Here is a 13,022-nt window from a genome sequence, read left to right on the forward strand (position 1 = left end):
CCGATCCGCGACGAATGGCCCACTCGCTCAGCGCAGGCGCACGGGGCGGTCCTTGTCCACCAGCAGCACCCACACCTGCCCCGCGGCGAGCCGGGCGGTCTGCCCGCCCACCGTCCAGCGCGTGCCCGTCGTGGCGCCCGAGCGCGACCACTGCGCCTTCCAGGCCTTCCCGTTGCGCAGGAGCAGCCCCTCGCCGGTGCCGACGGTGTGCGCGTACGGCGTGACCGAGCCGTTCTTGTCCTTGTAGACCGAGTCGGTCTCGTCGACGTACTGCACGAGCACGGTCGTGGCCGCGAGCCGCTTGCCGGACGTCGAGACCGCCGGGGTGCCGTCGGTGGACGCGAGCCAGCGCTTGGCCGTGGCCGACCAGGTGAAGCCCGAGCTCGCGGCGCGCCATGAGGCGGTCACGCTCGCGGCCTTCGTGCCGCCCGCGGGGGCCTTGCCGAAGCGGAACCCGATGTCCTGCACGGTCGTGGCGCCCTCGGCGGCGGCGAGCAGCTTCTCCGCGTCAGCGAAGAGGTTGTACGGCGCCGGGCGGCTGCTGCGCCGGTGGTACAGGGACGGGTCGTCGTCGGCGGACACGAGCGCGAGGGAGGCGCTGCGCAGCGTAGGGAGGAACTTCGACTGCGCCCCGGAGTACGCGAACGCTGGCTTGCCGTACTGCGCGAAGAGCTCGACGTCGCTGATGCGGGCACTGCGGACCGGGCCGACGGACTCGGGCAGCCGGGTGGAGAACACCGCCGCGAGTCGCGTGAGGCCCCCCTCGACCGGCTCGACGTAGACGACGTCCGCGTCCTCGAGCCCGGCCTGCGGGCGGGCGGCCGCCGTGTTGTCGATCTTCACCACGAGCGTCGGGCCGTCCGCCGCGGCCCGGCCGGACAGCGCGGACACGCGCTTGGCCGCGGCGGCCGACGCCTTCTCCGGGGCGGACGCCCCGCCGATCTCGAGCGGCAGCCCCGAGCAGGCGGCGAGGGCGGCGGCCACCGTGGTGGCGAGCAGGCCGCGGCGCAGGAGCGTGGCAGTAGTCATCGAGCAGGGTCTCGGCAGGCGGCGCGGGCGGCTGAAGCGGGCGAAGGCTCAGAGCCCGGAGAGGATCAGCAGCGCCAGCGCCGTCGCCGCGGTGACGTCCGCCAGGAAGGCGTAGCCCAGGGTCCCCGGCAGGTCGGAGGCGCGGTGGTAGTGCGGGTTGCGGAAGTTCGCGGTGTCGGTGACCTGCACCGCCGGGAGCCCCGCCTCCCAGAACGCCACGTGGTCGCTGCGGGCGAAGTCGCGGGCCATCGGCACCCGCCGGGCCGCGGCGCCGACGACGGGCAGGTCGGTCGGCGCCCGCAGCAGCACGGGGGCGTGCGGGCCCGCGAGCTCGGCGAGGCAGGACGCCAGGCACCGCGCCGCCTCGCGGCTGCGCTGCTGATGGACGAGGGCGAGGAAGTCGCCCGGCATGCCGCGCGCGCGCAGCTTGGCCACCTGGCCGCGGTAGAGCGCGCCCACGCCGGCCGGCAGGCGCTGCGAGCCGGGCGCCGGCGACACGTAACCGAGCATCTCGAGGACGTACGCCGCTCGGACCGGGCGCTCCCGGCGCAGCCGGGCGACGAGCGCGCGGGCGCCGTGGAAGCCGAGCTCCTCGTGGTCGACGGCGGCCAGCACGACGGAGAGCTGCAGCCGCTCGGGCCCCAGCAGCCGGGCCAGCTCGACCAGGGCCGCCAGCCCGCTGCCGTTGTCGTCCGCTCCCCCGCTGCCGGGGACCGTGTCGGCGTGCGCGACGACGACGAGCGCGTCCGGCAGCGCGCCCTCCTTCACCGCCACCACGTTGACGCCGGGCAGCTCGTCGACCTGCTCGGGCCGGCCGCCGTCGAGCGCCCAGTCCCGGGCCCCGCGCACGCCGAAGCGCTGCCGCCGCGCCGCCCACCCTGCGGCGGTCAGCTCCTCCATCAGCAGCGAGTCCGCCCGGTCGCGCGTGGCCGGGTCGAGGCGGCGTACGCGAGGAGCGGGCAGGCGCTCGACGAGGCCGCGCAGCCGGCCCTCGTCGACCGCGGCCCGCAGCGTCCGGGCACGCTGGGCCGCCGCCCGGTCGAGCGGGCGAAGTCGTGGCTCAGCTGCTCCGAAGATGTTTCGACCCTAGTGGCCGCGCTGAACCGCTCGCCCTGTCGAGCGGCTCCTGCATGCTGGGACGGGCCGACGGAAGGGCGAGCAGATGGCGACCAGGACCGCTGTACGCGAAGCCCGCCGCAGCGCGGCGCTGGCCCTCGCCGGAGCCGCCGTGTTCGACCTCTCGTTCCTGCTCGGCGTCGTGCTGCCCTACAGGGGCCACGACTACTGGAGCGGGGCGCCGATGGTGCCGCTGGTCACGGACCTGACGTTCGTGCTGGTGTTCGCCTCGGTCTTCGCGCTGCCGCTCGTCTGCGCCGGGATCGTCGTGCGCGCCGCCGTCGGGGCGGCCGGGCGCGGGGTCGACGCCGTGGCCCGCCGGCTGTACGCCGCGGCGGTCGCCCTGGCCCTCACGGGCATCGCGCTCTACGTCTCGCCGCTCGGGCGCGCGGCGATCGCGTACCTGCTCGACTGAGCATCAGCCGGCGAGCGCGGGCGGCGGGTCGTCGTCCATCTCGAACGTCACCGGCAGGGCCGCGTGCCCGGCCAGCCGCAGCCAGCGCACGACGCGCTTGCCCCGAACGACCCCGGTCGCGCGGACCGCCTCGTTGTGGAAGCGGCGGGCGAGCTGCACCCGCATGGTGGCGGCGGCCAGGTCCCGGACCGCTTCGGAGCCCCCCGGCTCCTCCCGCAGCGCCTCGACCGCGTCCGCGCCGAGGGCGGCCCGCAGCGACCGGGACAGGTCGGACTCGGCGAGCTCGCGGCTCTCGTCGGTGGCCACCGAGGCCGAGTGGGCCGCGTCGGCGAGGATCACGCTCGACGCGGGGTCGAGCAGCCCGGAGGCCGCCAGCTCCAGGGTGGCGGTCGCGCGCCGGACGAGCTGGGCGTCGAGGGCAGCCCGCGCGCCCTCCACCCGGGCGTGCAGCCGGTCCAGGCGGGTGGCGGTCCAGGAGAGGTACCAGCCGAGCAGCACCAGCAGCGCGAGGACGAGCAGCCCGGTGGCGAGGGCGTCCGGGATCACTCCCGGCCCCACAGCCCGAGCCGGCCCGTACGCCCGGGCGGGAGCGGCGCCACGCTGCCCGCGCCGGCGGTCACGGTCTCGTAGACGGCGAGAACCTGGGCGGCGACCACCGGCCAGTCGAAGCGGCGCACGACCGTCGAGGCCGTCGCCCGGAGCCGGTCCGCCCGGGCCGGGCCCGACAGCAGCCCCACGACCGCGTCGGCGAGCGCGGCGGCGTCGCCGACCGGCACGAGCTCGCCGGCGGCACCGCCGTCGAGCACGGTGCGGAAGGCGTCGAGGTCGCTGGCCACGACAACGGCGCCGGCGGCCATGGCCTCCGCGAGCACGATGCCGAAGCTCTCGCCCCCGGTGTTGGGCGCGACGTAGAGGTCGGCGGTCGCGAGCATCCGCGCCTTGTCCTCGTCGCTGACCTGCCCGAGGAACTCCACGCAGGGGCGCGCGGCCGCGGGCAGCGCCGCCCGCGCCTCCTCGACGTCCCCCCGCCCGGCGACGAGCAGGCGCACGTCGGGGTGGCGCGCCAGGATGCGCGGGAACGCCGCGAGCAGGGTCGCCAGGCCCTTGCGCGGCTCGTCCAGCCGCCCGAGGAAGGCGAGCGTGCCCCCGGAGCCACGCCACTCGGGCCTTGGCGTGGCGGAGGCGAAGCGGTCGACGTAGACGCCGTTCGGGATCACGACCGCGTCCCCGCCGATGTGCTCGACGACGGTGCGGCGCGCCTGCTCGCTGACCGCGATGCGGGCCGAGAGCTTCTCCAGCGCAGGGTAGAGGACCGGGTAGAACGCGGTGTAGGCGCGCGAGCGCAGCGACGCGGTGTGGAAGGTCCCCACCATCGGCCCGGAGGCCGCCCAGCAGGCCAGCAGCGACAGGCTCGGCGAGGCCGGCTCGTGGATGTGGACGAGGTCGAACTCCCCGACCGCCAGCCACCGGCGCACCCGCGCCGCGGAGAGCGGCCCGAAGCTCAGCCGGGCGACCGACCCGTTGTAGGGCACCGGCACGGCGCGGCCGGCGGGGACGACGTACGGCGGCAGCGGCATGTCCTCGTCCGCCGGCGCGAGCACGGACACCTCGTGGCCGAGCGCGATCAGCTGCTCGGCGAGGTCGCGGACGTGGAACTGCACACCGCCGGGCACGTCCCAGGCGTACGGGCAGACCAGCCCGACCCGCACGTCAGGCCCCCGTCGCGGGAGCGGAGGGCGACGGCACCCGGCCGGGGTCGAGGTCGGCGACGAACACCCGCTGCAGCATGTGCCAGTCCTGGGGTGCCGCTGCGATCGCGCCGCCGAACGCGTCCGCCACCTGCTGGCACATGACGGCCACCCGCTCGCGCGTGGTGCCCGACGACGGAGGGCGGACCTGCGGGTGGAACGTCAGGACGATGCCGCGCTCGTCGTAGGCGACGGTGACGGGGTGCAGCGGCGCCCCGGTCTGCAGCGCGAGGACCGCCGGCCCCGGGGCGAGCCGGGCACGCTCGCCGAGCAGGTCGACCTCCACACCGCTGGCGGTGAGGTCGCGGTCGGTGAGCAGGCAGACGATGCGGTTCTCCCGCAGCCAGTCGCGCAGCTGCGGGAGCAGGGACGTGCCGCCGGTGAGCGGCAGCACCGAGATCCCGAGCCGCCCACGGTGCGCGACGAACCGGTCGTACAGCTCCTCCGGGCGCAGCCGCTCCGCGACGCTGAGCACGGGCGCGTGGACGGCCGCGGCCCACGCGCCCGCGTGGTCCCAGTTGCCCATGTGCGGCAGCGCGCCCACGAAGCCCCTGCCCGCGGCCAGCGCCTCGGCCACGTGGTGCCCGTTCACCACCCTCGTGGTGCCGACCACCCGCTCGCGGGGCCAGTCGGACATGCGGAACGTGTCGCACCAGTAGCGCAGGTAGGAGCGCATGCCCTCGCGGACCAGCACGTCGAGCTCGGCGGGGCCGGCGTCCGGCACGGCCCGGCGCAGGTTGGCCTCGAGCCGGCGCACCCCGCGGCCGCGGCGACGGGCCGCGACGTCGGCGAGCCGGGCGAACAGGGCGTACGCCGCCGGCTCGGGCAGCCGCCGGACGAGCGACCAGCCCGCGGAGTAGCCCGCCAGGGCGGCACGCTGGCCCAGCCGCTCCCGCACGCGCCGCCGCCCCACGCGTCGCTGCCCCACGCGCCGCCGCCCCACGCGCCGCTGCCTCAGGCGCCCGGGCGCGATGACGTGTCGGCAGCGGCCGTCGCGGCGTCGGTGCGCGCCATCGCCTGCCGGCGCACGAGCAGGGCCCGCTGCACGACCGTCACGGTCGCGCCCACCGCGACGAGCCACAGCGCAACGGTGTGGATGTACGGCACGCCGAGGCCGTCGAGGCCGGTGGCCACCAGGATCGTCACCAGCCGGTCCGAGCGCTCCATGACGCCGACGTCCGCTCGCATCCCCAGCCCCTCGGCCCGGGCCTTGACGTAGGACACCAGCGAGCCGGCCACCAGGCCGTAGAGCGCGAGGCCGGCCAGCAGCGGGTCGTCGCCGTCCCCGAACCACCAGAGCAGGATCCCGACGAAGATCGCGGCGTCCCCCACGCGGTCGGTCGAGGAGTCGAGCCAGGCGCCCCAGGCCGAGGACCGGTTGGACAGCCGCGCCATCGTGCCGTCGATCATGTCGCTGAACACGAACCACGTGATGAAGAAACTGCCCCAGAAGAACTCGCCCCGCGGGAAGAACACGAGGGCGCCCACGCACACGCCGAGCGTGCCGAGCAGCGTGATGACGTCAGGGCTCACGCCGGCCCGCAGCAGGCCGCGCGCGATCGGGGTCATGACACGCGAGAAGAAGGCGCGCGCGTACCGATTGAGCATCCTCGTCCTGTCGCCGGCGGCCACCGCGCCGGGCAGGTCGTCCAGTGGGTGCGCGGTGGTGCTGACATCGTAGTGAGGACGGCGGGCGTGCCCGACCGTCCGCGGCGACGCGGCCCTCGGGCCCTTGCGGGGGCCCGACGACCGGAGCAGGCTTCCAGCCAGCCGGGCCGTCCGAGCCGGCCACCCGGAGCCGGCCGGTGACCCGACCTGTTGACGACGTACGAAGGAGGGGCCTCGTGGGATCTGCAGCGAGCCAGTCAGGAGCCGCCGGCGGCGGTGCGGCGCCGGTCGCCGAGCGCCCCGAGCAGGTGCGCAACGTCGTCCTCGTCGGGCACTCGGGCGCGGGCAAGACCACGCTGGTCGAGGCCGTCCTCGTCGCGGCCGGGACGATCCCGCGCCCCGGCCGGGTCGAGGACGGCAGCACCGTGACCGACTTCGACGAGGCCGAGGCCCGCCAGCAGCGCACGGTCTCGCTCGCGCTCGCCCCGCTCCTGCACGACGGCATCAAGGTCAACCTGCTCGACGCCCCCGGCTACGCCGACTTCGTGGGGGACCTGCGCGCCGGGCTGCGCGCCGCCGACGCCGCCCTCTTCGTGGTCTCGGCCGTGGACGGCGTCGACGCGGCGACGTCCCTGCTGTGGGAGGAGTGCGCGGCGGTCGGCATGCCCCGCGCGGTGGTCGTCACCAAGCTGGACAAGGAGCGCGCGGACTTCGACGAGTCCGTCGCCGTCTGCCAGCGCGTGTTCGGCGACGGCGTGCTCCCGGCGTACGTCCCCCTGCTCGCCGACGACGGCAGCGTGGCCGGGCTGTACGCCCTGCTCTCCCAGCGGATCGCGGACTACTCCTCGGGCAGCCGGGAGGAGCACCCGGCCGAGCCCGAGCACATCGAGGGCACCGCCGACGCGCGCGCCGCGCTGCTCGAGGGCATCATCGCCGAGTCCGAGGACGAGACGCTGATGGACCGTTACCTCGGCGGCGAGGAGCTCGACGTCAAGACGCTCGTCGAGGACCTGGAGAAGGCGGTCGCCCGCGGCAGCTTCTACCCGGTGCTGCCCGTGTCGGCGCTCGACGGGGTGGGCATGGTCGAGCTGCTGGAGCTGATGACCCAGGCGTTCCCCTCCCCGCTCGAGCACCCGCTGCCGGCCGTCACCACCCCGGGTGGCGACCCGCAGCCTCCCCTCACCTGCTCCCCCGACGGCCCGCTGGTCGCCGAGGTGGTCAAGACCACGACCGACCCGTACGTCGGGCGGCTGAGCCTCGTCCGCGTCTTCTCCGGCACGCTGCGCCCCGACCTCCCGGTCCACGTCTCGGGGCACGCCGCGTCGTTCTTCGGCGAGACCGCCGGCCACCCCGACCACGACGTGGACGAGCGCATCGGCGCGCTGTCCTCGCCGCTGGGCAAGGCCCAGCGCCCGGTCCAGGCCTGCATCGCCGGTGACATCTGCGCCGTGGCCAAGCTCACCCGGGCCGAGACCGGCGACACGCTGTCGGCCAAGGAGCAGCCGCTGCTCGTGGAGCCGTGGACGATGCCCGAGCCGCTGCTCCCGGTGGCGATCCGGGCGCGGTCCCGCAGCGACGAGGACAAGCTCGGCGTCGCGCTCGGCCGCCTCGTCGCCGAGGACCCGACGCTGCGGCTCGTCCAGGACGCCGAGACCGGCCAGCTCGTCCTCTGGTGCATGGGCGAGGCGCACGTCGACGTGGTGCTCTCGCGGCTGCAGGGGCGCTACGGCGTCGGGGTGGAGACCGAGCCGCTGCGGGTGTCCCTGCGCGAGACGTTCGCCGGGCCGGCCAAGGGCCACGGCCGGCACGTGAAGCAGTCCGGCGGGCACGGCCAGTTCGCCATCTGCGACGTCGAGGTCGAGCCGCTTCCGACCGGCGCGGGGTTCGAGTTCGTCGACAAGGTCGTGGGCGGTGCCGTCCCGCGCCAGTTCATCGCCTCCGTGGAGAAGGGCGTGCGCGCCCAGATGGCCAAGGGCGTCGCCGCGGGCTACCCCGTCGTGGACATCCGCGTCACCCTCGTCGACGGCAAGGCGCACTCGGTCGACTCCTCGGACATGGCGTTCCAGATGGCCGGGGGGCTCGCGCTGCGGGACGCCGCCTCCGGCGCCGCGGTGTCGCTGCTCGAGCCCGTCGACGAGCTGCTCGTCATGGTGTCCGACGAGTACGTGGGCGCGGTCATGAGCGACCTGTCGGGCCGGCGCGGCAAGGTCCTGGGGACCGAGCCGGCGCCCGGCGGGCGGACGCTCGTGCGTGCCGAGGTCCCCGAGCCGGAGATCACCCGGTACGCGATCGAGCTGCGCTCGCTGTCGCACGGCAGCGGGACGTTCACCCGCTCGTACGCCCGGCACGAGCCGATGCCGAGCCATCTCGCGGCGAAGGTGCTGGGCTCGTGAGCGCCTGGCCGGGCGCGGGCAGCGGCCGCTCCAGCGCCGTCAGCGCGAGCAGGGCCGACGCCGCCGTCCAGCCGAGGGGGGCGACCGACGCCGGCGACCCATAGGCGTCGACCTTCTCCGGCAGCGCGCCCAGGGACGTGCGGTGGGCGGCGAGCCATCCGAGCAGGCGGCGCGCGTCCGCCGGCCGGCCCGTCGTCGCGTACGCCAGGGCGAAGGCGGCGGTCTCCGGCGTCCAGGCGGTGCTGGGGTTGGTGAACTCCTCGCCGGGGCGGACGCCCCCGCTGGGGGTGCGCAGGGCCTGCTCGGCACGGTCGAGGCTCGTGGGGCCGAGCAGGGCGCCGTCGCCGAAGGGCGGCGCGAGCCAGGCGACGGCCGAGTCGACTCCTCCCTCGCCGCCGGCGTACCGCGTCGGCCGGTCGCCGCTCCAGCCCGCGGCGAGCGCCGCCTGCAGCCGGCCGGCCGCCTCGGTGGCGAGGGCCGCGGTGGCGGGGTCGCCGCCGTGCCGGGCGAGGTCGGCCGCCGCCCGCATGCCGGCGAGCAGCGGGGCCACCGCGCCGAGCGTCGGGCCGTCGACCGACACCTCCCAGTAGTCCGGCATGGCCGGCGGCAGCCCGTCCGGGCCGAGGCGGGCCGCGAGCGCCGACACGGCGCGGGCGACGGCGGGCGCGAGCTCGGTGCGCAGCCGGGCGGCCGCCGCGGGCCCTGCCGCCCGGCGTACCTCCTCCACGACCGTCCAGACCGCCCAGGGCACCCAGCCGTTGGCGTCGAGCTGGTCGGGCCGCTCGTCCGGCGGCCCGGAGCCGTCGGGCCGGGTGCGCGCCGCCCAGGTGCCGTCGGGGCGCTGCTGCCCGGCTATCCAGCGCAGCACCGACGCCGCCTCGGGGACGTGCCCGGTGACGGCGAAGGCGGCAGCGACGAAGGCGGCGTCGCGCGGCCAGACGTACGCCCAGATGCCCTCCGGCGCGGCGAGGGAGGCCCCGTCCGGCCGGGTCAGCAGCCGCAGGTCCAGCAGCGCCCGTTCCGCCATGTCGCGCAGCGGCGCGGTGTCGCCGGGCACCGTGCCCTCGGCCAGCCAGCTGCGGGACGCCTGGACGAGGCGGGCGGCCCGGTCCTCGTCGCGGCGCTCGTCCCCGAGGTCGAGCGGGGCGGGGACCGCCGGCGCAGGGTCCGCCGGCCCGGTGAGCAGGACGCCGTCGGCGAGGCGCAGGACGCTGCTGCCGGGGACGTAGGCGGCACCGGGGCGCTCGGCGTGCAGCACCCGCACCGAGCCGGGCGTGCCGACCAGCCCGTGGCTGCGCAGCGCGACCGGCGGGGGGTCCCCGGGCGCGGCGGCGGTGACGCCGGCGGCGAGTGCGGAGGCGACGAGGACGACGGCCACTGCCCGCCACGCTGCCCGCACCGATCGCCTCCTGATGACCGGCACTCTACGTGCGCGCCGGTTAGTCTCCCCGGGTGCCGGGGGTGGGAGGTCCGTGATCGACAGCGCGCTGGCGCGCGGCGCCGTCGCCTGGCGGGTAGCCGTCACGGTCGTGGCCGGCGCCCTGCTGACCGCCGGCACGCTCTGGGGCCAGGACGACGCCTGGCCCTTCGGGCCGTTCCGGATGTACTCGACCAGCACCGACCCCTCGGGGGTGGTCACCGTGCTCACCCTCGAGCGGCAGGCCCACGACGGCCGCTGGGCCGAGACCCCGCTCACCGCGGAGAACGTCGGGATGAACCGGGCCGAGGCCGAGGGGCAGCAGCCCCGCCTCGTGGCCGACCCGGCGTTGCTGGCCCGGTTCGCCGAGGCGCACGAGCGCCTGCACCCGGAGGACGCGCCCTGGCCGGCCGTGCGCCTCGTCCGGGTCGCCACCGTGCTCGAGGACCGGCGCCCGACCGGCGAGGTCCGCCGGGAGGTGCTCGCCACGTGGCGACGCTGACGCCTCAGCAGACGCGCGCGGCCCGGCGGACGTGGGGCGACCGGGCGCGCAACTGGCTGCTGCCGGCCGTCGCGCTGGAGCGCGTGGCGGTCCTCCGCGTCCTCGTCTACCTCTTCGTCCCGCTGGACGTGCTGCTGCTGCACACGATCGGCGACACCCGCAGCGCGGCCAACGCCGAGCTCTACTCCCCGCTGCTGATCGGCCGGCTGCTGCACCTGCCGGTGCCCAACGAGACGCTCGTGCTCGTCTGCAAGTGGGGCTCCGCGCTGCTCGCGCTGGCCGCGCTGAGCGGCCGCGCGCCCCGGGTGCTCGGCGTCGGCGTGCTGCTGCTGTGGGCCGAGTACCAGGTCGTCGCCTTCTCCTACGGCAAGGTCGACCACGACCGGTTCGCCTTCCTCGTCGCCCTCGCGGTGCTGCCGACGGTGGGCCGGGCACGGCTGCGCGGCTGCGGCTCCTCCGAGGCGGCCGGGTGGGCGCTGCGCTCGGTGCAGCTCGCGGTCGTCGCCACCTACTTCTACGCGGCCTGGGCGAAGGTCCGGTTCGGCGGCTGGGAGTGGGTCAACTCGGCGACGCTAGCCCGGGCCGTGGACCGGCGCGGGACGGTGCTGTCGGAATGGATGCTCGACGTCCCCTGGACGCTGCACGTCGGGCAGTGGGTGATCGTCGCCTTCGAGCTGCTCGCCCCGGTGGTGCTGTTCGTGAACGAGCGCTGGCGGCTGCGGATCGTCGCGTTCTTCCTCGCCTTTCACCTGGCGACGTACGCCGGCACCACCATCTTCTTCTGGCCGCACACGCTCTGCCTGGCCGCTTTCCTCCCCCTCGAGCGGCTCGCCCCGCGGCTGGCGGTCGCCGCCGAGCGTGCCCGCGAGCGGCTCGGGCTGCCCGGGACACGGTCCCCGGCCCGCACGTCGTGACCGGCCCCGCGCGGCCGGGCCCACGCGGCGCCGACCTCCCGCTCACCCGCCGCGCCGTGCTCTGGCGCGGCGGCGCGCTCGCCGTGGTCACCGCCGGTGCGGCCTGGGGCAGCCTGCGCGGGGTCGACGACCACTGGCCCTTCGCGCCCATGTCGCAGTTCGCCTTCCGCACCGACCCGGACGGGGAGGTGCGCGCCGCCTTCGTGACCGCGGTGACCGACGCCGGCGACGCGGTCGACGTCCCGCTCACCAACGACTCGGTCGGGATGAACCGGGCGGAGGTCGAGGGCCAGCTGGAGAGCTTCCGCGAGCGGCCCGAGCGGCTGCGCGCGCTCGCCGAGGCGTGGGCCGCGCTGCACCCGGGACGTCCCCGGCTGGTCCGCGTGGAGCTGCACGAGCGCGTGACCCGGATGGAGGGCGGGCGGCTGCTCGACCCGGTCGAGGTGCCGGTAGCCGCTTGGCAGGGCCGGTGAGCGTGACCGTCGCCCCACCCGGGCGTGCCGCGCGCTGGCTGGCCCCGGCCGTACCGCTCGCCCGGGCCGCGGTGCTGCGCCGGGTGCTCGCCGTCTTCGTCCTGCTCGACATGGCGTTCCTCACCGCCGACGTCCTGCCGCACGCGAAGGGGCCGGCCGAGCTCTACCAGCCGCTGCTGCTGCGCCGGGTGCTGGGCCTGCCCGCGCCCGGCCCGGAGTACGTCCGGGCGCTGGCGGCCGTGGTGGTCGTGGCCGCGCTCGTCGTCGCCGCCGGCCGGCTGCCCCGGCTGGCCGGCGCCGTCCTGGCCGTCGGGTTCCTCGACTGGGTCTCGATCGCCTTCTCCTACGGCAAGATCGACCACGACCACTTCGCACTGGTCGTCGCGCTCTTCGCCCTCCCGACCGTCGGGCCGGCGGGCCTGCGTGACCTGCGCACGAGCGCAGCCGCAGGCTTCGCGCTCCGTGCGGTGCAGGTCGCCTGCGTGGCGACGTACTTCCTGTCGGCGGTCGCGAAGATGCGCTTCGGCGGTGCCGGCTGGGCGACGGGGGCGACGTTCTCCTGGGCCATGTCGCGGCGGGGCACGCAGCTGGGCGACGTGCTCGCCGAGGCGCCGGCCCTGCTGCGCACCGCGCAGTGGGGCGTCCTCGTCATGGAAGCGCTGACCCCTGCACTCCTCGTCGTGCGAGCGCGCTGGCAGGCGATCGGCGCCCTCACGCTGGCGGCGTTCCACCTGGGGACCTGGGCGACGACCCGCATCCACTTCCTGCCGCTCGTGGTGTGCCTCGCGGCCTTCCTTCCCCTCGAGCGGCTGGTGCCGGCGCGCCCGTTGCTCGCCCGGCTCGGCTCAGGGCTCGCCCGGCCAGGCGGCCGCGAGCAGGCGGCGGGTCTCCGCCAGTAGCTGGGGCAGGACACGGGTGCGGGCCACGACCGGCATGAAGTTGGTGTCGCCACCCCACCGCGGCACGACGTGCTGGTGCAGGTGGGCGGCGATGCCGGCTCCCGCGATGCCGCCCTGGTTCATCCCGATGTTGAAGCCCTGGGCCCCGCTGACCAGCCGCACCGTGCGCATCGCCGCCTGGGTGAAGGCCGCGAGCTCGGTCGTCTCCGCCACGTCGATGTCGGTGTAGTCGGGCACGTGGCGGTACGGGACCGCGAGCAGGTGGCCGGCGTTGTACGGGTAGAGGTTGAGGACGGCGTAGACCAGCTCGCCCCGGGCGACGATCAGCCCCTCCTCGTCGCTCAACGAGGGGATGTGGCAGAACGGGCAGGACTGCCCGCCCTCGTCGGACGGCTTGTTCTCCCCGCGGATGTAGGCCATGCGGTGCGGGGTCCAGAGCCGCCCGAGCGCGTCGGGCTCCCCCGCTCCCTGCTGCTCGACGAGCTCGGGCGGCTCCAGCGTCATCTGC

At 76.2% G+C, this 13,022-nt stretch carries 14 protein-coding genes; 6 read left to right on the top strand and 8 right to left on the bottom strand.

Annotated features, from left to right (window positions below; all coding sequences use genetic code 11):
- Nucleotides 1-27 precede the first annotated feature (27 nt).
- Together G9H72_RS12465 and G9H72_RS12470 are read right to left on the bottom strand one after the other, a co-directional pair.
- Nucleotides 28-1,029, bottom strand: a complete 1,002-nt coding sequence (locus tag G9H72_RS12465; protein WP_166171488.1) for a DUF3048 domain-containing protein — start codon at nucleotides 1,027-1,029, stop codon at nucleotides 28-30.
- Between the two features lie 48 nt (nucleotides 1,030-1,077).
- Nucleotides 1,078-1,929 (bottom strand): M20/M25/M40 family metallo-hydrolase, encoded by an 852-nt coding sequence (locus G9H72_RS12470; RefSeq protein ID WP_166171491.1) that lies wholly within the window; start codon nucleotides 1,927-1,929, stop codon nucleotides 1,078-1,080.
- A gap of 262 nt (nucleotides 1,930-2,191) precedes the next feature.
- On the opposite strand from G9H72_RS12470, the gene G9H72_RS12475 reads away from it, so the two are divergent.
- Nucleotides 2,192-2,560 (top strand): hypothetical protein, encoded by a 369-nt coding sequence (locus tag G9H72_RS12475; RefSeq protein ID WP_166171493.1) that lies wholly within the window; start codon nucleotides 2,192-2,194, stop codon nucleotides 2,558-2,560.
- Nucleotides 2,561-2,563: 3 nt separating this feature from the next.
- Here G9H72_RS12475 and G9H72_RS12480 read toward each other — a convergent pair whose 3' ends face one another.
- From G9H72_RS12480 to pgsA, 4 genes are read right to left on the bottom strand one after another with little or no spacing between them, the layout of a single operon-like run.
- Nucleotides 2,564-3,103, bottom strand: coding sequence for a hypothetical protein (locus tag G9H72_RS12480; protein WP_166171796.1), 540 nt, complete (start codon nucleotides 3,101-3,103; stop codon nucleotides 2,564-2,566).
- Entirely contained in the window at nucleotides 3,103-4,269 is a 1,167-nt protein-coding gene (locus G9H72_RS12485; RefSeq protein WP_166171495.1) for a glycosyltransferase family 4 protein, read from the bottom strand. The genes G9H72_RS12480 and G9H72_RS12485 overlap by 1 nt, the downstream gene beginning before the upstream one ends.
- 1 nt (nucleotide 4,270) lies before the next feature.
- The gene (locus G9H72_RS12490; protein ID WP_331272247.1) at nucleotides 4,271-5,236 is read right to left on the bottom strand and encodes a phosphatidylinositol mannoside acyltransferase; all 966 of its coding nucleotides are present in this window, start codon (nucleotides 5,234-5,236) and stop codon (nucleotides 4,271-4,273) included.
- A gap of 26 nt (nucleotides 5,237-5,262) precedes the next feature.
- A complete protein-coding gene (gene pgsA, locus G9H72_RS12495) occupies nucleotides 5,263-5,916 on the bottom strand; it encodes a phosphatidylinositol phosphate synthase (protein WP_166171497.1) in 654 nt (217 codons plus the stop codon).
- 236 nt (nucleotides 5,917-6,152) lie between these two features.
- Here pgsA and G9H72_RS12500 point away from each other — a divergent pair, with 236 nt between their 5' ends.
- Nucleotides 6,153-8,309: an elongation factor G-like protein EF-G2 gene (locus G9H72_RS12500; RefSeq protein ID WP_166171499.1), complete on the top strand. Its 2,157-nt coding sequence runs from the start codon at nucleotides 6,153-6,155 to the stop codon at nucleotides 8,307-8,309.
- Here G9H72_RS12500 and G9H72_RS12505 read toward each other — a convergent pair.
- Nucleotides 8,242-9,708 carry a glycoside hydrolase family 15 protein gene (locus tag G9H72_RS12505; RefSeq protein ID WP_166171501.1) on the bottom strand — a complete coding sequence of 489 codons (1,467 nt, stop codon included), beginning with the start codon at nucleotides 9,706-9,708 and terminating at the stop codon, nucleotides 8,242-8,244. The two genes, G9H72_RS12500 and G9H72_RS12505, sit on opposite strands and share 68 nt — an antisense overlap.
- Nucleotides 9,709-9,781: 73 nt before the next feature.
- Here G9H72_RS12505 and G9H72_RS12510 point away from each other — a divergent pair, with 73 nt between their 5' ends.
- The 4 genes from G9H72_RS12510 to G9H72_RS12525 are packed head-to-tail and all read left to right on the top strand — an operon-like array spanning nucleotide 9,782 to nucleotide 12,514.
- A complete protein-coding gene (locus G9H72_RS12510) occupies nucleotides 9,782-10,228 on the top strand; it encodes a hypothetical protein (protein WP_166171503.1) in 447 nt (148 codons plus the stop codon).
- A complete protein-coding gene (locus G9H72_RS12515) occupies nucleotides 10,216-11,142 on the top strand; it encodes an HTTM domain-containing protein (RefSeq protein ID WP_166171505.1) in 927 nt (308 codons plus the stop codon). Before G9H72_RS12510 ends, G9H72_RS12515 begins: the two co-directional genes overlap by 13 nt.
- Complete coding sequence (locus G9H72_RS12520) at nucleotides 11,139-11,615, top strand: hypothetical protein (protein ID WP_166171507.1); 477 nt, start codon at nucleotides 11,139-11,141, stop codon at nucleotides 11,613-11,615. Before G9H72_RS12515 ends, G9H72_RS12520 begins: the two co-directional genes overlap by 4 nt.
- Nucleotides 11,612-12,514 carry a hypothetical protein gene (locus tag G9H72_RS12525; protein ID WP_196791133.1) on the top strand — a complete coding sequence of 301 codons (903 nt, stop codon included), beginning with the start codon at nucleotides 11,612-11,614 and terminating at the stop codon, nucleotides 12,512-12,514. Before G9H72_RS12520 ends, G9H72_RS12525 begins: the two co-directional genes overlap by 4 nt.
- Here the strand turns inward: G9H72_RS12525 and G9H72_RS12530 are convergent.
- Nucleotides 12,461-13,018 (bottom strand): HIT family protein, encoded by a 558-nt coding sequence (locus G9H72_RS12530; protein ID WP_166171509.1) that lies wholly within the window; start codon nucleotides 13,016-13,018, stop codon nucleotides 12,461-12,463. The genes G9H72_RS12525 and G9H72_RS12530 overlap by 54 nt on opposite strands.
- Nucleotides 13,019-13,022: the final 4 nt, after the last annotated feature.

The organism is Motilibacter aurantiacus, assembly GCF_011250645.1.
Taxonomy (GTDB): domain Bacteria; phylum Actinomycetota; class Actinomycetes; order Motilibacterales; family Motilibacteraceae; genus Motilibacter_A; species Motilibacter_A aurantiacus.

What these genes read in the sequence shown, in the direction of transcription:
- G9H72_RS12465 (WP_166171488.1), bottom strand. Translation starts at nt 1,029, where the DNA reads ATGACTACTGCCACGCTCCTGCGCCGCGGCCTGCTCGCCACCACGGTG.
- G9H72_RS12470 (WP_166171491.1), bottom strand. Translation starts at nt 1,929, where the DNA reads ATGGAGGAGCTGACCGCCGCAGGGTGGGCGGCGCGGCGGCAGCGCTTC.
- G9H72_RS12475 (WP_166171493.1), top strand. Translation starts at nt 2,192, where the DNA reads ATGGCGACCAGGACCGCTGTACGCGAAGCCCGCCGCAGCGCGGCGCTG.
- pgsA (WP_166171497.1), bottom strand. Translation starts at nt 5,916, where the DNA reads ATGCTCAATCGGTACGCGCGCGCCTTCTTCTCGCGTGTCATGACCCCG.
- G9H72_RS12530 (WP_166171509.1), bottom strand. Translation starts at nt 13,018, where the DNA reads ATGACGCTGGAGCCGCCCGAGCTCGTCGAGCAGCAGGGAGCGGGGGAG.